A 22,286-nucleotide genomic window follows, 5' to 3' on the forward strand; every position below is an offset into this window, starting at 1 on the left:
GTGTTAATCCAATCCCCAATCATTCTTCACATCCCAGCTCACCATTTGTCCATCCGGGTGTTTAAAGGCTAAACCACAGGCGTGCAGCATTAGTCGTGGTTCGGCGTGCAGGGCTTCGTCGTGGGCGTATAAATCGCAGCCTAAAATCGGATGACCGATGGATTTTAAATGCAGGCGCAGCTGGTGCTGACGGCCGGTAACGGGTTTCAGCGTTACCAGTGTGCGGTGGGTGTCCGGATTGCGCTGCTCGACGGTGAAATAGGTAAGCGAGGCTTTGCCTTCTTCATAGTCGATTTTGCAGCGCGGACGGTTTTCCCAGTCTTTGCCAATGGGCAGGTTAATCTCGCCTTCGTCCTGTTCAATAATGCCCCAGACCACGGCCTGATAGGTTTTCTGGATTTCACGGTCGCGGATCTGTTGCGACAGCACCTGACGTGCGCGCTCGGAGCGGGCAACAACCAGTAAGCCAGAAGTATCGAGATCGAGGCGGTGGACAATGACGGCTTCGGGGTAATCCGGCTGCAGGCGGGTAATTACCGAATCGCTGTTCTCCGGGCCGCGGCCGGGCACGGTGTAGAGAAATGCCGGTTTATTAACCACAATCAGATCGTCATCAACGTGCAGAATCTGCAGTTCTTCGTCGCAGCGTGGGGCGATGTAGTAAGCAGGAGGTGTTACGTCAGTCACGTTGATAAACTCTGATGAAGTGAGTGTATATTTAATGAAACCTGTGGGGTTCTGGCAATGATTAATCACCGCCAGATGCTCAGAAGTCGTGTCCGTCAGAACCAGAAGCCTCAGCTTTCTTATATCTCTTTTGGCCATAATGCGCTGCATCGGCTTATCTGCTGAAATTCATAATTAAGGTTATATGGCTGAGGGGATGAACTGGATTTATCCTGTTTCAGCCTTTAGCATGGCCCGCTTGATGCTCTGTGGCTGAATTGATGAGACTTGGAAATTATTCTGCTGAACCGGGCGTTAGCAATCTCAAAGGATCTGTGAAGAATGAAGTTGTTGGTTGTGTTTTTTTTAACCGGATTTTTGTTGGGATGTATCGCTGATTCTGCTTATTCTCCTCCGGGGCTTGCGAAAGAAGATGCCGTATATTTAAAAGCAGATTCAGAGCGTGATCATGGTATTTTTCAGGGGCTTGAGGAGAAGCTTTATATTAATACGGTTAATGGTGTTTCTATCGGTGGTTTTTTTAACGGTTATTATGAAAGTGCTTATATTGAACCTGGCTTGACTGAGATTGAGGTAGGGTTTTATCAGGGGAAGGTTAAATCTGAACGCTGTGTGAAGTTTTTAGCCGAAAAGGGTAAGTCTTACATTATTCGAAAGAAGCGCGAGGCATGGAGTATTAACTTTTGGGTTGAGCTGGAAAACGATATTAATACGAATGTTGTTAATCTTCCCTGTGGTGAATAGTGTGGCGGGCATATTAAACCGGGTTTAGCGCTAGAGTCGCTCAATAAAAAGCCGGGCTAAAGCCCGGCTTTTTTATTGCATTATTGTGATTACATCACCCGCATACCCGGTTGGGCGCCGTCGTGTGGTTCTAGCAGGAAAATATCTTCACCGCCGGGGCCTGCGGCCAGTACCATGCCTTCGGACATGCCGAATTTCATTTTACGTGGCGCCAGGTTGGCAACCATCACGGTCAGTTTGCCGTTCAGGTCTTCCGGGTTGTAGGCCGATTTAATACCGGAGAATACGTTGCGGGTTTCGCCGTTACCGATATCCAGCGTCAGCTGCAGCAGTTTTTCTGCACCTTCGACGTGTTCGGCTTTAACGATACGGGCAATACGCAGGTCGACTTTGGCGAAATCCGGGAACTCGATGGTGTCGGCAATCACTTCGTTACCGTCTTCACGCAGCTCTGGTCCTTTATTCTTCGCTTTTTTATCGGCCTTTTTCTCTGCGTTTTTCGCAGCGGTTTTATCGGTGCTGTTATCCGCCGCCGGTGCTTCGCCGTTTTCTTTGGCCAGCTCGGTTTTGGTTTCTTCCAGAATGGCGGTTACTTTGTCCATTTCGGCACGGGCCAGCATTGGCTGGAATTTATTGATTTTGTGGCTCAGCAGAATCTCGCGGCGCGCTTCCCAGTCAAGGCTGTCCAGATTCAGGAACTCTTTGGTTTTATCGGCAATTTCCGGCAGAACCGGTGCCAGATAGGTTACCAGCTGACGGAACAGGTTCAGCGCCACGGAGCATACGTCCTGTACTTCCTGCTGGCGGCCTTCTTCTTTATTCATCGCCCACGGGGCTTTTTCCTGAATATATTCGTTGGCGCGGTCGGCCAGTGCCATGATCTCTTTCATTGCGCGGCCAAATTCGCGTTTTTCGTAATGGCTGGCAATCTGGTCGCCGGCATCAATAAATTGCTGCAGCATTTCCGGTTCAGCGCAGGTCGCGCTCAGTTCGCCGGACGCTTTGGCAATAAAGTTGCCGGTACGCGAGGCGATGTTCACCAGTTTGTTGACCAGATCGGCGTTTACACGCTGCACGAAATCTTCCAGATTCAAATCGAAATCATCGACGCTGGAGCTCAGTTTGGCGGCAAAGTAGTAACGCAGATAGGTCGGGTTTAAATGATTCAGGAAAGTGCGCGCTTTAATAAAGGTACCGCGCGACTTCGACATTTTAGAACCGTTCACGGTGACGAAACCGTGGGCATTGACCGCTGTCGGTGTGCGGTATTCTGCGGCGCTCAGCATGGAAGGCCAGAACAGCGCATGGAAGTTAATAATGTCTTTACCGATAAAGTGGTACAGCTCGGTGGTGGAGTCTTTTTTCCAGTACTCGTTAAAGTCGAGATCGCCGCGCTTGTCACACAGGTTTTTAAAGCTGGCCATATAGCCGATAGGGGCATCCAGCCAGACGTAGAAAAACTTGTTCGGTGCATCCGGAATTTCGAAGCCGAAATACGGCGCATCACGGGAGATGTCCCACTCCTGCAGACCGGAATCCAGCCACTCGGCCAGTTTGTTGGCAACTTCATCCTGCAGGGTGCCGGAACGGGTCCACTGCTGCAGAAACTCCTGGAAGTCCGGCAGTTTGAAGAAGTAGTGCTCAGACTCTTTTTCGACCGGGGTGGCACCGGAAATCACTGAGAACGGGTTTTTCAGCTCAGCCGGGGTGTAGGTTGCACCGCAGACTTCACAGTTGTCGCCGTACTGGTCGGCGGCGCCACACTTAGGGCACTCGCCTTTGATATAACGGTCGGCCAGAAACAGCTCTTTAACCGGATCGTACAGCTGCTTGATGCTGCGGATGGCGATATGGCCTTTGTCACGGCAGGCTTTGTAGATTTCTTCAGACAGCAGGCGGTTTTCTTCGCTGTGGGTGCTGTGGAAGTTGTCGAACGCAATCTGGAAACCGGCGAAATCCGCTTCGTGCTCGGCTTTTACCCGCGCAATCTGCTCTTCCGGGCTGATACCTTCTTTCTCGGCGCGCAGCATGATGGCGGTGCCGTGGGCGTCGTCGGCGCAAACATAGTGGCATTCGTTGCCACGCAGTTTCTGGAACCGAACCCAGATATCAGTCTGAATGTATTCCAGCAGGTGGCCGAGGTGAATGGAACCATTGGCATAGGGCAGGGCGCTGGTGACGAGGATTTTGCGGGGATTCTGTGCGGTCATGACAATTCGCTACGGGTTATTCAAAGAAAGGGCAGCATTGTAGCGATTTTTGCCGCTGGCCGCGATGGCTGCGGTACGGCTTAAAAGCGCTGCGGCAGCAGAAATCTGCCGCGCAGCGCCTGATACTCAATGGCCGGGCATCACAGCTTTCCTTCAGCCGCCATCTTCATATAGCTGTCGGTAAAGCGCAGCTTCACATTACCTTTATCGCCAAAGGTTTTGCCGTTCGGGAAGGCCATGCCGATAAAGCCGGCATCGGCGGCGCCATCACCCAGCAGGCCGTGGTCGAAGGAGAATTTCGCCACGTATTCCATGGTTTTTGGCAGCTCGGCGCTGTTCACAAATTCCACAGCTTTTTGTGCGTCGTAGAACATTTTGGTGGCGGCCAGCTGGGCATCGTAACCGGCAAGGTCGGTGCCTGAGGCTTCGGCCATCATGCTGCGTGCTTTTTTACCTTCGGCGTCGTCTTTCGCCATGATGCTCATGGTTTCGTACCAGGCGCCGGTCAGGGCTTTGGCGAAGGCGGGGTTAGCGGCCAGGGTTTCGCTGTTGACCATAGTGGTGTCGATAATTTCACCCGGAATCTGTGAGGAGTTAAACACGGCGGTTGCGTTTGGCTGCGCCAGAATCTCGCTTACCAGTGGGTTCCAGGTCACCACGGCTTTAACATCGTCGGTGCCATAAGCTGCCACCATATCGGCGTCGGAGGTGTTGATCACCGATACGTCTTTTTCGCTCATGCCCACGCTTTCCAGACCGCGTGCCAGCAGGTAGTGGGAAACCGACAGCTCCACCAGATTCACCGGCAGGCCTTTGATGTCTTTCAGGCTTTTGCCTTCTTTCAGAATCACGGCGTCGTTGCCGTTGGAGAAGTCACCGACGATTAAGGCGGTGGTGTCGACGCCGCTGGCGGCCGGAATGGTCAGGGCATCCATATTGGTCATTACGCAGGCGTCGAATTCACCGGCGGTAAACTGGTTGATGGATTCAACGTAATCGTTGATCTGCACCACTTCGATTTCGATGCCGTATTTATCGGCCCATTTTTTTACGATCCCGGCTTTGTCGGCGTAATCCCACGGCATCCAGCCAACATAGATAGACCAGGCTAGACGGAAACTGTCTTTGGCCTGAGCGTGTAATGGAGTAAGGGCGGCCAGGGTGACCAGGCTGGCAGTGAGCAGACGTTTTAACGGCTTCATAGGACTTCCTCTTTGATATCCACATAAATCAGACGGCAGGAGAACTCAGCGCGAAACGGCCAGATGCTGGCATTCGCGTGTGGGTCTCCCGGGCTTTTGTCCCGCCGTGTAACCTGCGCTGTGAATACGCTGAGGTCGGTTGCTCTCGGACCAGACGTTCTTTTTCAGCAAAGAACCGGAACCCTAGCCACCTATTTCTGTGAATCCCAACCGGATTCGGTTGCCGAGTATCTCCTGTTACTGATCAGGGTTCAGCAAGGGCTGTACCAGTTTTGCCGGAGCCTGAAAATTGCAGTATCCGGCAGGCTGGCGAGTGTTAAGTTGCTGATTTTGCTGTCAGTTGCACCCCAAAAGGGTGCACAGATGATTAGCTGAACAGATGGTCGCTGCATTCTGGGGCGCTTATCTTGTTTCCGCTTTATGTGCGGCTTTGTAGCTCTTGCCGGTATTAGCCAGGGTATTAGCCAGGATGTTGGCCTTTATTCGGTTTCTGTTGTGTGCGCCGCTTTGCAGCTCTTGCCGGTACTAGCCAGGGTGTTGGCCAGGGTATTGGCCTTTATTCGGTTTCTGCTTTATGCGCAGCCTTGCAGCCGGTGTCGGTGTTGGCCAGTAATCGGGCGAGGGCACGGGTCGCGGGGCCGGCGCTTTCTTCATGGGCCATTACCAGATAGAGGTCGACGTAGCGCCGCGCATCCTGAGCAAAGGGAATCACCTGCAAGGCCCCGCTTTTAAGATCGTCGGCAATCAGCAGCTCCGGCAGCCAGGCAAAGCCCAGACCACGGCGGACAATATTCACCCTTGTGCTGGTATGGGTCACGGTCCAGCGCTGATGGGCACCGAGCCAGCCACCTTCGCTGCGGCGTTTACGGCTGCTGTCGCGCAGCACGACCTGCCGGTGAGCGGTAAGGTCATCGTAGGTGACCTCGCGCCCCAGATGCTGCAACGGATGCTGCGGGCTGGTAACCGGCAGAAAGCAGGAGCGGTGTACGTGCTCGCCGTTCCAGCCGCTGGGCAGTTGCGGGGTAATCAGAATATCGATGCTGTCTTCGAGCAGCATTTCGTTACCGCCGCTGAGTACAAACTCTTCCAGCTCCAGGCGGGTATCGGGGTACTCGGCCGAGAAGGCTTCAAACACATCAAACAGCACATCGTTGGGGTAAATGGTGTCGATGGCCGCACGCACAACAGGCTCGATGCCCTGATTAAGCGAGCTGGCAACCTGATCGATATTCTCTGCCTGATCGAGCAGCTGTTCGGCACGCTGTAACAGAATACGGCCGTGCTCGGTCAGTACTGCTTTGCGCCCTTCTACTTCCAGCAGTTGTACGCCCAGTTGCTCCTGCAACTTGTGCACGCCATAGCTGATGGTCGACTGACTCTTGAAGATGGCCTCAGCCGCCTGTGCGTAGCCGCCATGGTCGACCACCGCTTTAAACATGCGCCACTGTTCGAGGGTTGTTTTCATTGAAATGCCTTTTCGTAAATATCGAAAGCTATACGTTAAATTATGAGATTTTTAATCGAATAAAGCGAACTTAAACTGCACTCATTGCTTAACAGCCCTAGCACCACAACCAATACACGAACCGATACCCGATTTAAGGATGCCGCCATGAACGTATTTGATGCCCTGAGCCAGCGTACTTCTGTGAACTACTTTGATACCGAACGTGCCATCAACACGGCGGAAGTCCTGGAGCTGCTGGATTACGCCCAGCACGCGCCAACGGCCTTTAACATTCAGCATACCCGCTATCTGGTGGTGACCGATCAGGCGGCGAAAGAAACCTTAAAAGACATCGCCTACGGTCAGCAGAAAGTGGCCGATGCTCCGGTGGTTATTCTGGTGCTGGCCGACGAACAGGGCCATGAACGTATGCCGGATATCGCCCAGCGCGGCGTCGATGCCGGTATCTATAACGAAGGCGTGCGCGACTACTTTGTCAGTGCGGTAAACGGTGCCTACGGCGATAACAAAGCCGCGGCCCACGATGAAGCACTGCGCTCGGCCAGTATGGCGACCATGAACCTGATGACGGCCGCGGCTGGCAAGGGTATGGCCACCGGGCCGATGATCGGCTTCGATACTGCAAAAGCGAAAGAAGTGTTCAACATCGGCGAACGCTACAGCGTTGCCATGATGGTGACCCTGGGTTACGCCAAAGAAGGTAACTGGCCACGTAAGCCACGTCTGGCGGCGAGCGAAGTGACGGTGCTGGATGGTCGTCCGGGTAAGCTGCACGATCTGAGTAATTAATTGCTAAACAAGTTGGGAAAAGCGGACCGGAAATAAAGCGGGCAGAGCGCCCGCTTCAGCGTTTCAGCCAGCGCCGCAGAGCACTCCAGCGGTTGGCCAGCAGCGCCAGCAGAATCAGGGTGCAGCCGAGAATCTGCGCCGTTTCCATCCGCTCGGTAAACCAGAAGGCGGCGATGATGGCGGTCCAGACCGGCTCCAGCACCATAATCACTGCGGCATGGCTGGGGGACGCCAGACCCTGAGCATAGGTCTGCAGCAGAAAGCGGGCGGCGGTGCCGACGGTCACGCTCAGAATCAGCCACAGCCACATGGTTGGGGTAAAAGTATCGGGCCAGTCTTCAAACATGGCCGACAGGGTAAAAGATACAACGCCGACCAGCACCAGCTGGATAGCGCTCAGGGCCAGTGCCGAAATACGCGCCGCGGCACGGCCGTTGAGAATAAAGGTGAGTGACAAAAGCAGGGCGGCGGCAAAGAAAAACAGCTGGCCGGGGTCAGGGTTAAAGCCATGACGTAACGACAGCAGTGCCAGACCGCCGATGGCCATAGGCAGTGCAATCCAGATGCTTTTTGCCGGACGTTCGCGGAACAGCAGCCAGCTGATAAAAGGCACCAGCACCACCGCAAGGCTGGTAATAAAGGCACCTTCGCCGAGGGTGTGAGCATTAAACAGCCCCATGATCCAGAAGCTCATGGCGGCACCGAAAAACAGGCCGACCAATGCCGAGGCGCGCCATTCGTGGGGCTGTAAGGCCGCCAGCGCACGGCGGCCGGGAATCGCCAGCAGCAGACCGGCGGCGCTAAAGCGGCAGGCCATAAACAGCAGCGGCGGAAATTCGTTTAACGCCTCTTTGGAAAACATCCAGCTGACCGCAGCCAGCAGGGTAACGCCAAGCAGAATCAGGTCGGCACGCAACAGCTGGGTGTGATGCTGATCGTCTGTGGATACGGATTCGGAAGTTGAAGACACAATAAACCACTGGCCCGCAGGGCAGTAACGCAGACCGGTAAGCACCGGGTGCAGTGAAAAAGGCGTAGCAAAAAAAGCGCAGCAGTATTTCACAGCCTCCCGTGGAAGTCTGTGGGGGTTTTACTGTTGCATTGAAAAAGAGCGTTGCATAGTCCGGATTAATGAAGAGTTTTGTCAATAATTTTTGTGAAGCGTTTTAAAGAGGAGATCAGCACATGTTAATCTTACGCGCAGCCAATGAACGCGGCCGGGCCAATTTTGGCTGGCTGAACAGCTCGCATACGTTTTCTTTTGGCCAGTATTACGACCCTCAGCATATGGGGGTGTCTGCTTTACGGGTAATCAACGATGATCGGGTTGCCCCGGGCGCAGGCTTCGATACCCACGGCCACCGCAATATGGAAATCATCAGCTATGTGCTGGACGGCACCATTGCCCACCGTGACTCGATGGGCAATGTTGAGCATTTGCCGGCCGGAGAGTTTCAGCTGATGTCGGCGGGCAGCGGCGTGATGCACAGCGAATTTAATCCGGCGACAGACCAGCCGCTGTATTTTCTGCAGATCTGGATTCAGCCCAATGAGCAGAATACCGAACCGGGCTATCAGCAGAAGCGCTTTCCCCGCCAGCGGGCCATTCAGCCGGTGATTACGCCGGACGGACGCGACGGCACACTCAGTATTCGCCAGGATGCACAGTTGCTGCACGTACGCCTGACCGCAGAAAGCGCAGAGCAGTTACTGAACCCGGCGCGCCGCTATTATGTGCATGCCATTAACGGCCCGCTGCAACTGCAGGCCGGCGATAACATGCTGATATTAAATGCCGGTGACGGCGTGAGTATCAGCAATGAACAGGCGCTGACCTTCAGCGCCGACAGCAAGGCGGAGGCCCTGTTGTTTGATTTACCTTAAGCAGGCAACGCCTGCTGCCGGAGCCGGATATGAGGGTACAGAGACGGCTCCGTCTGACGGAATAGTTTTGTGGATCTGACCTTTGTTGCGATTGCCGTACTCGGCGTGTTGTTAACCGGCATTGCCAAATCCGGTTTTGGTGGTGGTATCGGTGTGGTGGCGGTGCCGATGATGGCGCCTTTTATCGGCGGTGAGCAGGCCATCGGTATTCTGCTGCCGATTCTGCTGCTGATGGACATCATGACCCTGCGCGTATATCGCCGTTACCTGTCGTTTGCACTGGTGAAGCCCCTGCTGCCCGGTATTCTGCTGGGCATCACGGCGGGCACCTTATTATTAGGCGTTGTCAGCGAACGTGGCGTACAGGCGCTGATTGGTCTGATCGGTTTCTGGGTACTGGCGCAGAAGCGCTGGCCCTGGCTGGCTGGCCGGCGCATGGCGGCAGCCAGTGAAGAACAACCGGCGCAGGCATCGGCGTTGCAGGGTGGTTTATTGGGCAGTATTGCCGGTCTGGGCAGTACCCTGGCCCACGCCGGTGCGGCACCGCTGCAGGCTTATTTTTTACTGGGCAAGCTCAATAAAGAATCTTTCCTGGCGCAGATTACCCTCGCGATCGGTCTGATGAACGCGATCAAATTATTGCCATACGGCATGCTGGGGCTGCTGAATTTTGATATCGGCTGGTTAACCGTGATTCTGGTGCCGGTGGCCTTTGCCGGTGTTTATCTTGGTCGTTGGTTAAGCAAACGCATGGACGGCGATGTGTTTTTTAAAGTGATGATGTGGCTGCTGGCGGGTAACTCAGCCTGGCTGCTGGGACAGGCCGTTATTGGCTGATGCTTTTTATACCGGCCGTGCTGCAGCGCTGTGCAGCACGGCTCGCGGCAGGAATTAATCCAGACGGATTTCTACCATCAGGTCATTGGAAATAGCTTCCAGTGCACTGGCCAGAATATCGGTATCAAAACTGTGTGGTACACGTAGCAGGGCTTCGGCGCGGAACAGTGGCACCGCAGACATTTCGGCGGTGCCGCAGTCGGTGGTTAATTCCAGTACGTTCACGCCCATTTTTGCCAGCGCCTGAGATACTTCTTTAACAATACCCGGACGGTCATTGCCGACCAGATTCAGGGTCAGGTCGAGGCTGTCGTTTTCTTCGCTGTCGCTGCCGGTTTCGGCGTTTACCAGAATACCGCGTGAGCTGAGCGAGCTTAATTCGGCAATCAGGCTGTTGCTTTGTTCGGCCGGAATAGATACCCGCAAAATCCCGGCAAATTTTCCTGCCATATGCGCCATACGGCTTTCCAGCCAGTTACCGCCATTGCGGGCGATGGTGGCTGACAGTTGTTCAACAATTCCGGGTTTGTCGTCGGCAATAACGGTTAATACAAGAAAGTTTGCCATTGCTTTTCCTTATGTTTTTTCTGCAATCAGATTGTCGTTCTGACACTAACACAGCTTTATGCGATTTACCGCACGTACTGTGCTGGTCAAATTCCTGCCGACTGATCGTTGTTCCCCAGCGGTTGATACAGTAGCCTTGAAGCCCCTTTAATTACCTGAGAATCAGGACACCGTTATGGATACTAACTTCCCGCGCATTAAGCGCCTGCCTCCTTATGTCTTCAATGTGATCGGCGAAATGAAGATGGCGGCACGAGCGGCGGGGGAGGACATCGTCGATATGTCGATGGGTAACCCGGATCAGGACACGCCAAAACACATTGTTGATAAGCTGGTGGAAACCGCCAGTCGTGGTGGTACGCATCGTTACAGCCAGTCGAAGGGTATTCCGCGTCTGCGCCGCGCCATGGCCAGCTGGTACAAGCGCAAATTCAATGTTGATCTCGATCCGGAAACCGAGGTGATCACCACCATCGGCTCGAAGGAAGGTCTGGCGCATCTGGCGCTGGCCACTCTGGGTCCGGGCGACAACGTGCTGGTGCCGAATCCGTCTTATCCGATTCACCCTTATGGTTTTGTCATTGCCGGCGCCGATATCCGCCATGTGCCGATGACACCGGATGTGAATTTCTTTGAGGAGCTGGAAAAAGCCATCAAAACGACCTGGCCACGGCCGAAGATGTTGGTGCTGAATTTTCCCGGCAACCCGACCGCCGAGTGTGTCGATTTAGCCTTCTTCGAGAAGGTGGTGGCGATGTGTAAAGAGCATGAAATCTGGGTGGTGCAGGATCTGGCCTATGCCGATATCGTGTTCGACGGTTATCAGCCGCCGTCCATTCTGCAGGTGGAAGGTGCGAAAGACATTGCGGTGGAGTTTTACTCGCTGTCGAAGAGCTACAACATGCCGGGCTGGCGGGTTGGCTTCTGCTGTGGCAATAAAGATCTGATTTATGCCCTGGCAAGGATTAAGTCCTACCTCGATTATGGTACATTCACGCCTATTCAGGTGGCAGCGATTGCGGCACTGGAAGGTGATCAGACGGTGGTGAGCGATATCTGCGAGATGTACCGCAGCCGCCGGGATGTACTCTGCAAGGGGCTGAATGATCTGGGCTGGCCGGTAAAATGGCCGAAAGCCACCATGTTTGTCTGGGCGCAAATTCCCGAAGCTTATCGTAAAATGGGCTCCCTCGAGTTCAGCAAGAAGCTGCTGACCGAGGCCAAGGTGGCCGTGTCACCGGGAATTGGCTTTGGCGAATACGGCGATGACCATGTACGCTTCGCCCTGATTGAGAATGACCAGCGCACCCGCCAGGCGCTGCGCGGCATTAAACAGATGCTGCGTAACGATGGCTTTGGCGGTTAACAACTTAATACTCTCTATATCTTAAGGAGAAACGACCTTGAAACCGGTAAAAGTAGGTATCTGTGGTTTAGGTACAGTTGGCGGCGGCACTTTTAATGTGCTGACCCGTAATGCACAAGACATCGCGCGCCGGGCGGGTCGTGAAATTATTATCGCGCAGGTGGCTACCCGTCATCCGAACCCGGATGTGGACACCGGCGCTGTGGCGGTTACCGCCGACGTGAACGACGTTATCAACAACCCGGAGATTGATGTTGTTGTTGAACTGATCGGTGGTTACACCATCGCCAAAGAGGTGGTGCTGGGCGCGATTGCCAACGGCAAACACGTGGTTACCGCCAACAAAGCACTGATTGCGGTACACGGTGACGAAATCTTCGCCGCGGCGGAAGCCAAAGGCGTGAGCGTGATGTACGAAGCGGCGGTTGCCGGCGGCATCCCGATCATTAAAGCGATCCGTGAAGGTCTGGCGGCCAACCGTATCAACTGGCTGGCGGGCATCATTAACGGTACCGGTAACTTTATCCTGACCGAAATGCGCGACAAAGGCCGTGACTTCGCCGATGTACTGGCTGAAGCTCAGGCGCTGGGTTATGCCGAAGCCGACCCGACCTTCGACGTTGAAGGTATCGACGCGGCACACAAGCTGACCATTCTGTCGTCGATTGCTTACGGTATTCCGCTGCAGTTTGCCCGTTGCTATACCGAAGGTATCAGCAAGGTGACTCCGGATGACGTTGAGTACGCCGAAGAGCTGGGTTACCGCATCAAGCACCTGGGTGTCAGCCGCCGTACCGACAAAGGCATCGACCTGCGCGTACACCCGACCATGATTCCGGTTGCGCGTCCGATTGCGACCGTTGATGGCGTGCTGAATGCCGTGATGGTCAACGGTGATGCCGTTGGTAACACGCTGTATGTTGGTGCCGGTGCCGGTGCTGGTCCGACCGCTTCTGCGGTAGTGGCCGACATTATCGACCTCGCCCGTACCTTTGACGCGCCGGCGGAAGCCAGCGTCAATCACCTCGCCTTCAACGATATTGAAGACGTGGCGGTACTGCCGATGGAAGAAGTGGAAACCGCTTACTACCTGCGTATTCAGGCGGAAGACAAAACCGGTGTACTGGCCGCTGTTGCCAGCATTCTGAGTGAGCGTGGCATTAATATCGAAGCCATCATCCAAAAAGAGCCAAAAGACGGCGAAGCGCTGGCGCAGATCATCCTGCTGACCCACGTTGTGGTGGAAAAACAGATGAACGAAGCCATTGCTGCTATCGAAGCCCTGTCCAGCACGGTGGGTCATGTGACCCGCATTCGTGTGGAGCACCTCAACTGAGGTTTGCCTGACGGCTGAAATAAAAAACGGAGCTTCGGCTCCGTTTTTTTATGCCTGACGGATGCTCCTGTCCGGGTGCCAGGTTTTATGTAACAAACATTTAACCGGATGATGGGTGTTTGTGTAATAAATCGCAGTGTTATGCCTTGCACAGCGGATAACCTTGCACTGTGAAACTGAATTTCAGGACATTCTGAGCTTTTTTATTCAATGCTCTGGTCATGATTTTTCTCTGTACTATCGTTTACTGATATCAGGAGGAAATTATGCTTACCAGTATCAAATCCCGGATGGCGGTCTATGTGGTTGTTACTGTCACAGCTTTGCTGCTGATGATGGGTTTTTACAATTACGAAAGTAAAGCTCTGGCACTTAAACAACAGCTGCAGGCACAGGCGCACCTGGTTACCACTCGCCTAAGTCTGAGCCTGCCGAATTTTATCTGGAATTTTGATACCGCCAGTATAGAAAAAACCCTCGAAGCAGAACTGGAAGCAGAGAGTATCAATAGCCTGACAGTAGAGCTGCCGGAAGGTGATCCGGTCATGCGGGCAAAAGACAAGACCGATAGCGGCAATGATGCTCTGGAAACCCGGACTGAATTATTCTTCAACGATAACGACAATCAAAAAAGTGTTGGCCACCTTGTTCTGCGGATGAACGATTCGGTGATGCGCAAGGAACTGAATCAGGCAATACACTCGGTGATTATCGAAATGATTCTGCTGGATATTATTCTGGTCAGTCTCATTACCTTTCTGGTATCGCACTCTGTGGTTAATAAAATTTCTGCAATTACTGCGGCAGTGGCAGAACTTGCAGCTGGTGGTGGTGATTTAAGCAAGCGTCTTGATACCAGTCGTGGTGATGAGATTGCAGCACTGGCAGAACAGGTTAATCAGCTTCTGGCCGGACTGGCGAATATGATTGGTCAGGTTAATCATTCGTCAGAAGAACTGAAATTACTGGCCAATTCCAGTCAGCAGGATATCAGCAATATCCGTCAGGGCTTTGATGTGCAGAAGCATGAAGTGGATATGGTCGCTACCGCCAGCACCGAGTTGGCATCGACCACACAAAATGTTGCTGATAACGCCAGAAAAGCCTCGGAATATGCCGCTAAAGCAAATGTGGAAGCCAGCCATGGCCAGGATACCGTAAAAACAGCAGCCGATGTTATCCGTAATTTATCTGGTGAAATTCAGCATGTAGGCGAGGTGATCCGCAATCTGGAAAGTGAAGGTGTTAATATTGGTGCGGTGTCGGATGTGATTCAGGGGATTGCCGAACAAACCAATTTACTGGCGCTGAACGCGGCTATTGAAGCGGCACGTGCCGGCGAACAGGGGCGTGGTTTTGCTGTGGTTGCCGATGAAGTACGCACGCTGGCTCAGCGCACCCGTGATTCAACCAATGAAATTAACCAAATGATCGGGCGTCTGCAGTCTTCGACAAGTCAGGCTGTTGAAGTGATGCACAAGAGTACGGAATATACGGCCAACAGCGTGGAGCAGATTGAAAAAGTCGGGGAATCGATTGCTGGCGTTGTCAGTATGATGATGCAGATCAGCCATATGAATGCCGAAATTGCTCAGGCATCGGGTGAACAAAGTCATGTGATTGAAGAGCTGAACAAAAATCTGGTACATATTAAAGAAAGCGTTGATGCCGCCAACGAAATGATCGGCAATACCGCGCGCTCAAGTGTTGAAGCACAGAAACAGGCGGAAGCGCTGACGTTCCTTATGCACAAATTCCGTTTTTAGAAATTGCCGCAGACAGCGGTAATGTATGACTCTGACTACTGGTGGAGAAAGACTATGAAAAAGCATATGTTGTTAGTCTTTGCTGTAGCTCCTATGACTGCTTTTGCCGGAGTTACGGCTGATCTGGAAGTGGTTTCCGATTACCGTTTTAACGGTGTATCACAAACGGATAAAGGCCCCGCACTGCAGGGAGCATTAGATTACAGCCACGACAGCGGCATATACGCTGGTACCTGGGCCAGTAATGTCGATTTCGGTGGTAAAGATGATACCAATCTGGAGTGGGATTATTATCTGGGCTATTACCGCGATATTAACCCGGCTTTTGGTTTTGATATTGGTTATGCGCAGTACACTTATCACGGTGCCAGTGATTCGGACGATCATGATTATGGCGAGTATTATCTTGGACTCTACTTTAATGCCAACACCACGCTCTACTGGTATCACGCTCCGGAATATTTTGGCCTGGATACCGACCATAATATTTTTAAACTGACACACAGTATGCCGCTTGGCGATTACACGCTGGCATTTGCTGCCGCGCACAGTGTATCCGGTGATAAAGATATTTTGGCCTGGGATAAAAACGAAGCATCCTACCAATATGCTGAGGCGGCTATCAGCCGTATGTTCCACGGCTTTGATATCAAAGCGACTGTAATGACCACCACGATTGACGATGACTTTAACGATAATGGTAACAGTACTGTTGTGCTGTCGGTTAAACGAAGCTTTAAACTGATGTGAGGGAAATATTATGCGTCATATTTTATGCGCTGTTTTATTGCTGGTTGGCGGGATTTTTCCGGCACAGGCTGAAAATAAGTTTGTTTATCTGACCTCGCTCAGTTGGCCGCCGTATTCTGACCCACAAATGGCAGAGCAGGGGGCCAGTGTGGCGGTGGCCAAAGCTGCTTTCTCTGCCATGGGCTACACATTAGTGGTTGAGTTTTACCCATGGAGCCGGGCAGTTCATCTGGCGAAAGATGAGAGCAGTAAATACGCCGGATACTTCCCGGAATATTACAGTGAAGATATTGCAGCTGAGTTTATCTTCTCAGATAGCATGGGGAGTGGTCCGTTGGGCTTCGTGCAGCCAGCGGGTAAGCCGGTTGCATGGTCATCGCTGGATGATTTGAAAAAATATCAGGTTGGCGTGGTTAAAGACTATGTAAACACGGCCGATTTTGATGCCATGGTGGCGGCGGGTCAGCTGAAAGTCAGTGAAGTGATCAGCGATAAAAGCAATATTCAGAAAGCAGCCTTCAGCCGTATCGATCTCGCCGTGATTGATAAAAACGTGCTGGAATACAGTGTTAAGACCGACCCTGATCTTATCAAGCTGAAGGATAAAATCAGTTTCAATGACAAGCTTCTGGAAGATAAAAAACTCTTTATTTGTTTTAAGAAGAACCAGCAGGCAATCGCCGATATTTTTAATGAAGGTCTGAAAAAGATCGATGCTGCAAAAATTCAGGCAGATTATCTGGCCGGATTAAAATAAATCGTTCATACAATGAGTGTTTCTTTCAATAAAAACGGGCCTGATTAAGGCCCGTTTTTATTGATACCAGTTCTGCCTGCTTCTCAGGCTGGCAGGTGATCTTTGATAATCTCGTACAGCTCCGGACGGCCCTGAGCGATTTCTTCGTTGCTCAGGCCTTCCAGCGAATGCGGATACTTCAGCCAGGCGCTGGTTTCGTGGATATAGTAATCCGGTACACGGTCGGTCTGGTTGCGGTGCGGCTTATAGTAGGGCACGGCAACGCGGATATCGTGTGGGGTATTCAGGCGTGCGCGGCGGCTCAGCTCGTTAATAATGGCTTCAATGGAACGGCCGCTGTCGAATACATCATCGACAATCAGCAGGCTGTCGCTGTGCTTAACGTTCTTCACCAGATAGTTCAGGCCATGCACTTTGACCTCTTTGGCCTGCTGGTCGATGCCCTGATAGGACGAGGTGCGGATGGCAATGTTGTCGGTCTCTACGCCGTGGTAATCGAGGTATTCCTGCACCGCAATGCCAATCGGTGCGCCGCCGCGCCATACGGCAATCATAAAGGTCGGGCGGAAGCCGCTGTCGAGCACCTTGGCCGCAAGATGATAAGAATCTTCCAGCAATCCCTGGGCGGTTAGGTACAATTTGGCACTCATAATGATTCCGGCTCCCGTCGTGTTTCGAAACAACTCTTTACCTGACCAATTGGTCAGGTGCTATCATAACGCTCTGTTCCTATGCCTGTCACATAAGAGTACCTCATGCAGAAACGATTTTTGGACGAAGAAACGGTCATTCAGGATGCGTTCCGCCTCGGCGTGCAGATTTTTGAGAGCGGTTTCCGCCCGACCTTTATCGTTGGTCTCTGGCGTGGTGGCAGCTCGGTGGGCATCTATGTGCAGGAATGTCTGCAGACGCTGGGTGTGAAAACCGATCATATCGCGTTGCGCACCTCGTATCGTGGTCTGCCGGCCTACCAGAGCATGGTGCAGTCACCGGAAGATATTCGCGTACACGGCACTCAGTATCTGGTGGAAAACCTTAATGTTGATGATGGCCTGCTGATTGTCGATGACGTATTCAGCACCGGCTACAACATCAGCGCGGTGATCAACCGCCTGCAGGGCAAGCTCAAGCGTAATATGCCCAGCCAGGTTAAGGTTGCGACGCTGTGGCAGCGTCCGGCGTATAACCGGGTCGATTTCAAGCCCGATTTCTGTCTGCGTGAAACCGACGACTGGCTGGTGTTTCCGTACGAGCTGAAAGGCCTGAGCGAGGAAGAAATCGCTGCCAATAAACCCTGGGTTGAGCCATTCCTGCGTAAGGCAGACCACTGAGGCTTATACTCAGTATTAATAAAAGTTATGCACCAAGGCAGTTGTATAGTCTTGGTGAATGCCGGAATTCCTGCGACAATGCGCCCTTCAACACTGAAGGGTGATGTCTGTGAACCTCGATCGTATCGATCTTAACCTGCTGGTCTACCTCGATGTCCTGCTGCGCGAAGGCAGTGTTACCAAAGCAGCACAGCAATTGGGTATTACCCAGCCGGCGATGAGTAATGGCCTGCGCCGGCTGCGCGAACTGTTTGGTGACCCGCTGCTGGTACGCACCTCAGACGGTATGACACCGACTGAACGGGCACAGGAGCTGCAGCCGGTGATCCGTAAGGCGCTGGGCGAACTGGAGATGGCGTTACAGCCACTGGAAGAGTTTGACGCCCTGAGCAGCCACCGCGTGTTCCGCATTATGGTCAGCGACTACGCCGAATCCACGCTGGTGCCGGAGCTGGTTAAGCGCCTGCGTACCGAAGCACCGGATATTATCCTCGACGTACTGACCCCCTCGGATGTGACCTTTAAAGACGTAGAAGCCGGTAAGGTCGATATGGCCATTAACCGCTTTGACGAGATGCCGCAGTCTTTCCACCAGATGACTCTGTGGCAGGACGACTTTGTCTGTCTGATTAACCCCGATCATCCGGGGATTCTCAATTTTGATCTCAATGCCTATCTGGCTTCCAAACATATCTGGGTAAGCAAAACCGGTATGGGGGCTGGTGTAGGTATCGACCCGGAGAAGGTCATCCGTCTGGGCTGGGTGGATAACGCCCTGTCGAAGCTGGGGCATAAACGCAAAATTTCGGTGTTTACCCGCCATTATCAGATGCCGGCGCTGCTGGCGCTGAATAACGATCTGGTGGCGACATTGCCGCGTAAGGTGGCCGATATGCAGGCTGAATCGGCCTCGCTGGTGGTGAAAGAGCCGCCGTTCAAAATCCCGCCGTTCGAGCTGAAAATGGCCTGGTCGCCGCTGTTGCAGCACCATCAGGCACATCGCTGGTTGCGTCGCACTATTGTCGATGTGGCGCAGTACTGCTGATTGCCGTTCGATCGGCCTTCGCTTGACGATAATCAACATCGTAATCAGTAGTGGCGGGTTAGACTGCCACTACTGATTGTTGCTGCGGATCTGCTGTCATGACCATCGAATTCCGCGATTACCGCCCGCTGGCGTTAGCGCAAATGAACCGTGAACACGAAGAATTTGCCAACCTGCTGAACGAGGCCGAACAGGCGTTGTTGATGGGGCGCGCAGGGCTGCCGTATTTACGCCGCGTGTATGAGCATTGTCAGCAGCACTTTGCACAGGAAGAGCGTGATATGGAATACCTGCGCTTTCCCGCCCTTGCATCCCACCGCCATGAACACCAGCGTATATTGCAGCAGTTTGCCGACGCTCTGGCAGGCTATGAAAGCAGTGGCGATATGACCGGTGTACTCGAATTTTTAATGGATGTAATTCCAGACTGGTTTGGCCGGCATATGAACGATTACGACCGGGCGCTATCGCAGTTTTTAGTGCAGCAGGAACAAAAGCAGGATCAAAAGCGGGCGCATTAATAGGCGATTATTCACGAATAACCGCCAGCGCCGGATTGTCCTGCAATAACGCGGCAATAATATCTTCTATCGTTTTATCCCGTTCCCGGGTATCGGCCTGCATAGGCAGATTTAGCGAGCGGGCAATGGGGTAATCACCTTCTACGGCAATATAGCCAGGGCCGATAAATACCTTACGGATATCAGCAGCGGCCAGTGTCAATGCCGGGTGGTTAGCATGCGGGGCAATAAACAGTTGCCCATCGTCATAGCGCAGCAGGGTTTTAACCCGTTGCTGCTGATGATGGTGTTTATGTTCCCACCACTGCAACCACAACAGTAATGGCAGAGCCAGCGCAGTAACCGGCCAGAGAACGGCCGGTGGCTGATCGCTGCTGACCAGCCAGGCAACGAGGAAAGCGATGCTGTAAAACAGCAGCATTTGTAACATCCGTACCTGACGTGGGGCGCTGACGGTTAATTCGTAAGACACCATAAACCTCCTCGCTAATGTTGGCAGAATGCCGTGTTAATCCTGCGAGCTTAACCCTGACCCAGCGAGCTTAATTGCAGTCCCAGGCAATGCTTTTCGCCTGCCGCGAGGGTAATTACATCGGCAAAGGCATTGGCGGTTTCTACACAAAACATCCGCACCCAGGCATCCGCTGCAAACTGGCTCAGACGCAGGCTTTTTTCAATATACGGGTTCCATACCACGGCACTGGCGCTGCCACAGGATTGCAGTAATAAACGTTGTTGCGGGCTGATTAAACGTAAGGGACGCGTGGCATCGTAAATACGGTCGGTTTCACCGTTAAAACGTACCGGCCCCTGCTGAGTTTTCTCGCACCAGCCTTCTAAGGTTTCGATATAACGCTCACCTTCAAAGCCCAATACCTGAGTGGCACGTACATCGTCGGTGGGGAAATAGGTATGCAATGCCTGGCTGAAACATACCGGTTCGGTTCCGTTATTCTGGCTGATTAAATTAACCGCCAGACTGTCGGCGCGGAAAATAAACTGCGCCTCAGCGTTCAGCTGTGCTGCCCATTGCGGATGCTGGTGATCATTTAATGTCAGCGTAATTTCTACCCGGTCGCAGGCCTCGTACAAATTGCTCAGCTGCCATTGCCGTGCACGGGCAAAACCATGGGCCGGTGCCTGCTCCGGATTAGTAATGGTGGCTTTTACCGCCGCCGGGTTCATCGCCGCACTGCCAAACCACGGCCAGCAAAGCGGAATGCCGCCGCGCAGCGATTGGCCCTGTTTGTATTCCGCCTGCTCGCTCAGCCACAGCCAGTTGTTCTCACCTTCAGGCGCGTAATGAATTAACTGCGCACCCTGTAATAACAGATCGGCGCTGAACTGCGGATGGCGGATTTCCAGACAGGTCAGCTCATCACGCTGCACCGCTTTAACAAAAGGGCTGTGAGCCAGTAACCGTGAGGCCGCGGAGGAAACAGAGGCTGCAGTGGTAACCGGGTGAGAGGACAGAGACGGCATGGTTAGCGCTATTCCTTAGGGTATTCGCTGAGACGCAGCCCTGAACTCAGGGCACAGACAAAGCATTAATATAAACGACGAATAGGCCTATAATCGCATAATTCTTTATTTTTCGGTTATCCATTTGAACACAGTTCCGTTTGCCAAAAGCACCTTAAAAGAAGCCTTGCTGGCTGCCCTTGATGGCGAAATTGCGTCCGCACTCAATGCCGCCCGCCAGGCGCAGGAAACTGCCTCCCACGAAGGCAATAAACCGGAAAATCAGTACGACACTCTGGCGTTGGAAGCTGCCTATCTGGCACACGGCCAGTCGGAGCGTATCCGCGAACTGCAGGAAACCCGCATCCTTATCGGCCAATGGCCGGTGCCGGACTTCAGTGAAGACGACACCATCGCCTCCGGCGCATTGATTCAATTACTGGATACTCAGAGTAAAAGTGCGCAGCAAAATCAGCGCTGGTTGTGGATAGCGCCGGTTGGCGGCCGCCAGCTCGTGGCAGAAGGACGCACAATCGCCGTGCTAAGTACCCAGGCACCGCTGGCGCAAACACTGATGCGTTTGAGTATTGGCGACGAAGTGGTTATGGGGAAGGAGCGTTGGGAAATCGGCGGGGTCTGGTAAGGGCAGGGCGGGCATAAAAAAAGTGCTATAGGTACGACATTGCGCAGATAACCACTGCGAAAAGAATAACAACCCAAATAACCCGAACAAAAAAATGAAGACGCTTATTTGCCCTGTTCTCTTTTGCATTACCTTCTGTATTTAATTCGTCACTTAGATATTCGGCACTTACATCTTCGGCCCGATACTCACGGAAGGCGAGAAACAGCGCAGCTCCAAAAACAGGAAGCAGCAGAGCAACACCTGCAGGCCGGGAAGTAGTAGCAGTAATAAATAACGCCGATAATATATAAGCAAAGAGCAGAATGGCGGATATAAATTCTTTTAGTGGCATGGCGTCAGCTTGGCTTTAGTCCCGTTTTTATAGGTGGATTATGATCTTTAACAGCATCTTTTTGGCTTTGGATTTGATGCTCATACAAGGCTAAGTTGACCTCTGTTGTCTCGACTATACCCTTTAATTCAAACTCGCATGATTCGTAGTACTCTCGGAGTCTATGGTTGTGTGCTACACAATCCAATCGCAGGTAATTAATATTATTATCTTTGGCTTTAGACTTAATTAGAGCAAGGATTTCTCGTCCTAAGCCTTTGTCAGAGTATTTACGACAAATGGCTAACTTATGAATGTAAAGCGCTTTCGCTTGGTCGTTTTTCCATATTTCTTCAGGATTGGATCTGAGTTCAACCGTAGCGACTAATTTTCTATCGAGTTCAATTACATAAAATAAACCGGAATCAATTGAAGCTTTTATTTCGGGTCGGATTGAATCAAGCCAGTCAAGTGGCCATTGAAAAACTCCTTTTGATTGAATCCAGATAGCATTCTCATAGAGTATGTTATATACAAGGTCGAATTCTAAAATGCTTGCTTGCCTAAGATTCACTCTGATATTTCTCCATAAGGGCTAATGCTTGAAGA

The 22,286-nt window shown here is 52.5% G+C and carries 24 protein-coding genes and 1 riboswitch; of the genes, 13 read left to right on the top strand and 11 right to left on the bottom strand.

Features of this window, described 5'->3' with window-relative positions; genetic code table 11:
* Window positions 1-3: 3 nt before the first annotated feature.
* On the bottom strand, window positions 4-687 hold the full coding sequence (locus HUF18_RS06825; protein ID WP_225691620.1) for an RluA family pseudouridine synthase: 684 nt from the start codon (window positions 685-687) through the stop codon (window positions 4-6).
* 321 nt (window positions 688-1,008) lie between these two features.
* Here HUF18_RS06825 and HUF18_RS06830 point away from each other — a divergent pair, with 321 nt between their 5' ends.
* Complete coding sequence (locus HUF18_RS06830) at window positions 1,009-1,431, top strand: hypothetical protein (RefSeq protein ID WP_225691621.1); 423 nt, start codon at window positions 1,009-1,011, stop codon at window positions 1,429-1,431.
* A gap of 89 nt (window positions 1,432-1,520) precedes the next feature.
* Here the strand turns inward: HUF18_RS06830 and metG are convergent, their stop codons facing one another.
* From metG to HUF18_RS06845, 3 genes are all read right to left on the bottom strand, one after another.
* On the bottom strand, window positions 1,521-3,641 hold the full coding sequence (metG, locus tag HUF18_RS06835; protein ID WP_225691622.1) for a methionine--tRNA ligase: 2,121 nt from the start codon (window positions 3,639-3,641) through the stop codon (window positions 1,521-1,523).
* Window positions 3,642-3,781: 140 nt separating this feature from the next.
* On the bottom strand, window positions 3,782-4,843 hold the full coding sequence (locus HUF18_RS06840) for a putative urea ABC transporter substrate-binding protein (RefSeq protein ID WP_225691623.1): 1,062 nt from the start codon (window positions 4,841-4,843) through the stop codon (window positions 3,782-3,784).
* A gap of 83 nt (window positions 4,844-4,926) precedes the next feature.
* Window positions 4,927-5,041, bottom strand: a riboswitch (guanidine-I (ykkC/yxkD leader).
* A gap of 358 nt (window positions 5,042-5,399) precedes the next feature.
* Window positions 5,400-6,308: a LysR family transcriptional regulator gene (locus tag HUF18_RS06845; RefSeq protein WP_225691624.1), complete on the bottom strand. Its 909-nt coding sequence runs from the start codon at window positions 6,306-6,308 to the stop codon at window positions 5,400-5,402.
* 147 nt (window positions 6,309-6,455) lie between these two features.
* Here HUF18_RS06845 and HUF18_RS06850 point away from each other — a divergent pair, with 147 nt between their 5' ends.
* A complete protein-coding gene (locus HUF18_RS06850) occupies window positions 6,456-7,100 on the top strand; it encodes a nitroreductase family protein (RefSeq protein ID WP_225691625.1) in 645 nt (214 codons plus the stop codon).
* Between the two features lie 55 nt (window positions 7,101-7,155).
* Here the strand turns inward: HUF18_RS06850 and HUF18_RS06855 are convergent, their stop codons facing one another.
* Window positions 7,156-8,163 carry a DMT family transporter gene (locus HUF18_RS06855; RefSeq protein WP_225691626.1) on the bottom strand — a complete coding sequence of 336 codons (1,008 nt, stop codon included), beginning with the start codon at window positions 8,161-8,163 and terminating at the stop codon, window positions 7,156-7,158.
* A 122-nt stretch (window positions 8,164-8,285) separates the two neighbouring features.
* Here HUF18_RS06855 and HUF18_RS06860 point away from each other — a divergent pair, with 122 nt between their 5' ends.
* Together HUF18_RS06860 and HUF18_RS06865 are read left to right on the top strand one after the other, a co-directional pair.
* Window positions 8,286-8,984 carry a pirin family protein gene (locus HUF18_RS06860; RefSeq protein WP_225691627.1) on the top strand — a complete coding sequence of 233 codons (699 nt, stop codon included), beginning with the start codon at window positions 8,286-8,288 and terminating at the stop codon, window positions 8,982-8,984.
* Between the two features lie 69 nt (window positions 8,985-9,053).
* Window positions 9,054-9,821 (top strand): sulfite exporter TauE/SafE family protein, encoded by a 768-nt coding sequence (locus HUF18_RS06865; protein WP_145469303.1) that lies wholly within the window; start codon window positions 9,054-9,056, stop codon window positions 9,819-9,821.
* Window positions 9,822-9,875: 54 nt separating this feature from the next.
* On the opposite strand, the gene HUF18_RS06870 is transcribed toward HUF18_RS06865, so the two are convergent.
* The gene (locus HUF18_RS06870; protein ID WP_145469304.1) at window positions 9,876-10,388 is read right to left on the bottom strand and encodes a glycine cleavage system protein R; all 513 of its coding nucleotides are present in this window, start codon (window positions 10,386-10,388) and stop codon (window positions 9,876-9,878) included.
* A gap of 175 nt (window positions 10,389-10,563) precedes the next feature.
* Here HUF18_RS06870 and alaC point away from each other — a divergent pair, with 175 nt between their 5' ends.
* The 5 genes from alaC to HUF18_RS06895 all read left to right on the top strand — a co-directional run bounded on the left by alaC (window position 10,564) and on the right by HUF18_RS06895 (window position 16,363).
* Complete coding sequence (alaC, locus tag HUF18_RS06875) at window positions 10,564-11,754, top strand: alanine transaminase (protein ID WP_145469305.1); 1,191 nt, start codon at window positions 10,564-10,566, stop codon at window positions 11,752-11,754.
* Between the two features lie 37 nt (window positions 11,755-11,791).
* Window positions 11,792-13,090 (top strand): homoserine dehydrogenase, encoded by a 1,299-nt coding sequence (locus tag HUF18_RS06880; protein WP_225691628.1) that lies wholly within the window; start codon window positions 11,792-11,794, stop codon window positions 13,088-13,090.
* Between the two features lie 266 nt (window positions 13,091-13,356).
* Window positions 13,357-14,856 (top strand): methyl-accepting chemotaxis protein, encoded by a 1,500-nt coding sequence (locus HUF18_RS06885; RefSeq protein WP_145469307.1) that lies wholly within the window; start codon window positions 13,357-13,359, stop codon window positions 14,854-14,856.
* A gap of 54 nt (window positions 14,857-14,910) precedes the next feature.
* Complete coding sequence (locus HUF18_RS06890; protein ID WP_186435930.1) at window positions 14,911-15,606, top strand: TorF family putative porin; 696 nt, start codon at window positions 14,911-14,913, stop codon at window positions 15,604-15,606.
* Between the two features lie 10 nt (window positions 15,607-15,616).
* On the top strand, window positions 15,617-16,363 hold the full coding sequence (locus HUF18_RS06895; protein WP_225691629.1) for a substrate-binding periplasmic protein: 747 nt from the start codon (window positions 15,617-15,619) through the stop codon (window positions 16,361-16,363).
* Window positions 16,364-16,446: 83 nt separating this feature from the next.
* Here HUF18_RS06895 and HUF18_RS06900 read toward each other — a convergent pair whose 3' ends face one another.
* Entirely contained in the window at window positions 16,447-17,013 is a 567-nt protein-coding gene (locus HUF18_RS06900) for a phosphoribosyltransferase (RefSeq protein WP_145469310.1), read from the bottom strand.
* Between the two features lie 105 nt (window positions 17,014-17,118).
* On the opposite strand from HUF18_RS06900, the gene HUF18_RS06905 reads away from it, so the two are divergent.
* The 3 genes from HUF18_RS06905 to HUF18_RS06915 all read left to right on the top strand — a co-directional run bounded on the left by HUF18_RS06905 (window position 17,119) and on the right by HUF18_RS06915 (window position 19,260).
* Window positions 17,119-17,694, top strand: a complete 576-nt coding sequence (locus HUF18_RS06905; RefSeq protein WP_225691630.1) for a phosphoribosyltransferase — start codon at window positions 17,119-17,121, stop codon at window positions 17,692-17,694.
* Window positions 17,695-17,803: 109 nt separating this feature from the next.
* Window positions 17,804-18,739 carry a LysR family transcriptional regulator gene (locus tag HUF18_RS06910; protein WP_145469312.1) on the top strand — a complete coding sequence of 312 codons (936 nt, stop codon included), beginning with the start codon at window positions 17,804-17,806 and terminating at the stop codon, window positions 18,737-18,739.
* A gap of 98 nt (window positions 18,740-18,837) precedes the next feature.
* Window positions 18,838-19,260: a bacteriohemerythrin gene (locus HUF18_RS06915; RefSeq protein WP_145469313.1), complete on the top strand. Its 423-nt coding sequence runs from the start codon at window positions 18,838-18,840 to the stop codon at window positions 19,258-19,260.
* A gap of 7 nt (window positions 19,261-19,267) precedes the next feature.
* Here HUF18_RS06915 and HUF18_RS06920 read toward each other — a convergent pair whose 3' ends face one another.
* On the bottom strand, window positions 19,268-19,735 hold the full coding sequence (locus tag HUF18_RS06920; RefSeq protein WP_225691631.1) for a hypothetical protein: 468 nt from the start codon (window positions 19,733-19,735) through the stop codon (window positions 19,268-19,270).
* A 47-nt stretch (window positions 19,736-19,782) separates the two neighbouring features.
* On the bottom strand, window positions 19,783-20,742 hold the full coding sequence (locus HUF18_RS06925) for a D-hexose-6-phosphate mutarotase (RefSeq protein ID WP_225691632.1): 960 nt from the start codon (window positions 20,740-20,742) through the stop codon (window positions 19,783-19,785).
* 124 nt (window positions 20,743-20,866) lie between these two features.
* Here HUF18_RS06925 and HUF18_RS06930 point away from each other — a divergent pair, with 124 nt between their 5' ends.
* Complete coding sequence (locus tag HUF18_RS06930; protein WP_225691633.1) at window positions 20,867-21,364, top strand: hypothetical protein; 498 nt, start codon at window positions 20,867-20,869, stop codon at window positions 21,362-21,364.
* Window positions 21,365-21,389: 25 nt separating this feature from the next.
* On the opposite strand, the gene HUF18_RS06935 is transcribed toward HUF18_RS06930, so the two are convergent.
* Window positions 21,390-21,698: a hypothetical protein gene (locus HUF18_RS06935; RefSeq protein WP_225691634.1), complete on the bottom strand. Its 309-nt coding sequence runs from the start codon at window positions 21,696-21,698 to the stop codon at window positions 21,390-21,392.
* Between the two features lie 4 nt (window positions 21,699-21,702).
* Window positions 21,703-22,251, bottom strand: coding sequence for a GNAT family N-acetyltransferase (locus HUF18_RS06940; protein WP_225691635.1), 549 nt, complete (start codon window positions 22,249-22,251; stop codon window positions 21,703-21,705).
* Window positions 22,252-22,286: the final 35 nt, after the last annotated feature.

This window comes from Thalassolituus sp. ST750PaO-4, from assembly GCF_020320405.1.
GTDB classification, from domain to species: Bacteria; Pseudomonadota; Gammaproteobacteria; order Pseudomonadales; family Oceanobacteraceae; genus Venatoribacter; species Venatoribacter alkanivorans.

Excerpts from the sequence above, each read along its gene's own strand:
- alaC (WP_145469305.1), top strand. The coding sequence starts at position 10,564 with ATGGATACTAACTTCCCGCGCATTAAGCGCCTGCCTCCTTATGTCTTC.
- HUF18_RS06895 (WP_225691629.1), top strand. The coding sequence starts at position 15,617 with ATGCGTCATATTTTATGCGCTGTTTTATTGCTGGTTGGCGGGATTTTT.
- HUF18_RS06850 (WP_225691625.1), top strand. The coding sequence starts at position 6,456 with ATGAACGTATTTGATGCCCTGAGCCAGCGTACTTCTGTGAACTACTTT.
- HUF18_RS06890 (WP_186435930.1), top strand. The coding sequence starts at position 14,911 with ATGAAAAAGCATATGTTGTTAGTCTTTGCTGTAGCTCCTATGACTGCT.
- HUF18_RS06935 (WP_225691634.1), bottom strand. The coding sequence starts at position 21,698 with ATGCCACTAAAAGAATTTATATCCGCCATTCTGCTCTTTGCTTATATA.
- metG (WP_225691622.1), bottom strand. The coding sequence starts at position 3,641 with ATGACCGCACAGAATCCCCGCAAAATCCTCGTCACCAGCGCCCTGCCC.
- HUF18_RS06860 (WP_225691627.1), top strand. The coding sequence starts at position 8,286 with ATGTTAATCTTACGCGCAGCCAATGAACGCGGCCGGGCCAATTTTGGC.
- HUF18_RS06920 (WP_225691631.1), bottom strand. The coding sequence starts at position 19,735 with ATGGTGTCTTACGAATTAACCGTCAGCGCCCCACGTCAGGTACGGATG.
- HUF18_RS06905 (WP_225691630.1), top strand. The coding sequence starts at position 17,119 with ATGCAGAAACGATTTTTGGACGAAGAAACGGTCATTCAGGATGCGTTC.
- HUF18_RS06925 (WP_225691632.1), bottom strand. The coding sequence starts at position 20,742 with ATGCCGTCTCTGTCCTCTCACCCGGTTACCACTGCAGCCTCTGTTTCC.
- HUF18_RS06885 (WP_145469307.1), top strand. The coding sequence starts at position 13,357 with ATGCTTACCAGTATCAAATCCCGGATGGCGGTCTATGTGGTTGTTACT.
- HUF18_RS06870 (WP_145469304.1), bottom strand. The coding sequence starts at position 10,388 with ATGGCAAACTTTCTTGTATTAACCGTTATTGCCGACGACAAACCCGGA.
- HUF18_RS06915 (WP_145469313.1), top strand. The coding sequence starts at position 18,838 with ATGACCATCGAATTCCGCGATTACCGCCCGCTGGCGTTAGCGCAAATG.
- HUF18_RS06840 (WP_225691623.1), bottom strand. The coding sequence starts at position 4,843 with ATGAAGCCGTTAAAACGTCTGCTCACTGCCAGCCTGGTCACCCTGGCC.
- HUF18_RS06900 (WP_145469310.1), bottom strand. The coding sequence starts at position 17,013 with ATGAGTGCCAAATTGTACCTAACCGCCCAGGGATTGCTGGAAGATTCT.
- HUF18_RS06845 (WP_225691624.1), bottom strand. The coding sequence starts at position 6,308 with ATGAAAACAACCCTCGAACAGTGGCGCATGTTTAAAGCGGTGGTCGAC.
- HUF18_RS06830 (WP_225691621.1), top strand. The coding sequence starts at position 1,009 with ATGAAGTTGTTGGTTGTGTTTTTTTTAACCGGATTTTTGTTGGGATGT.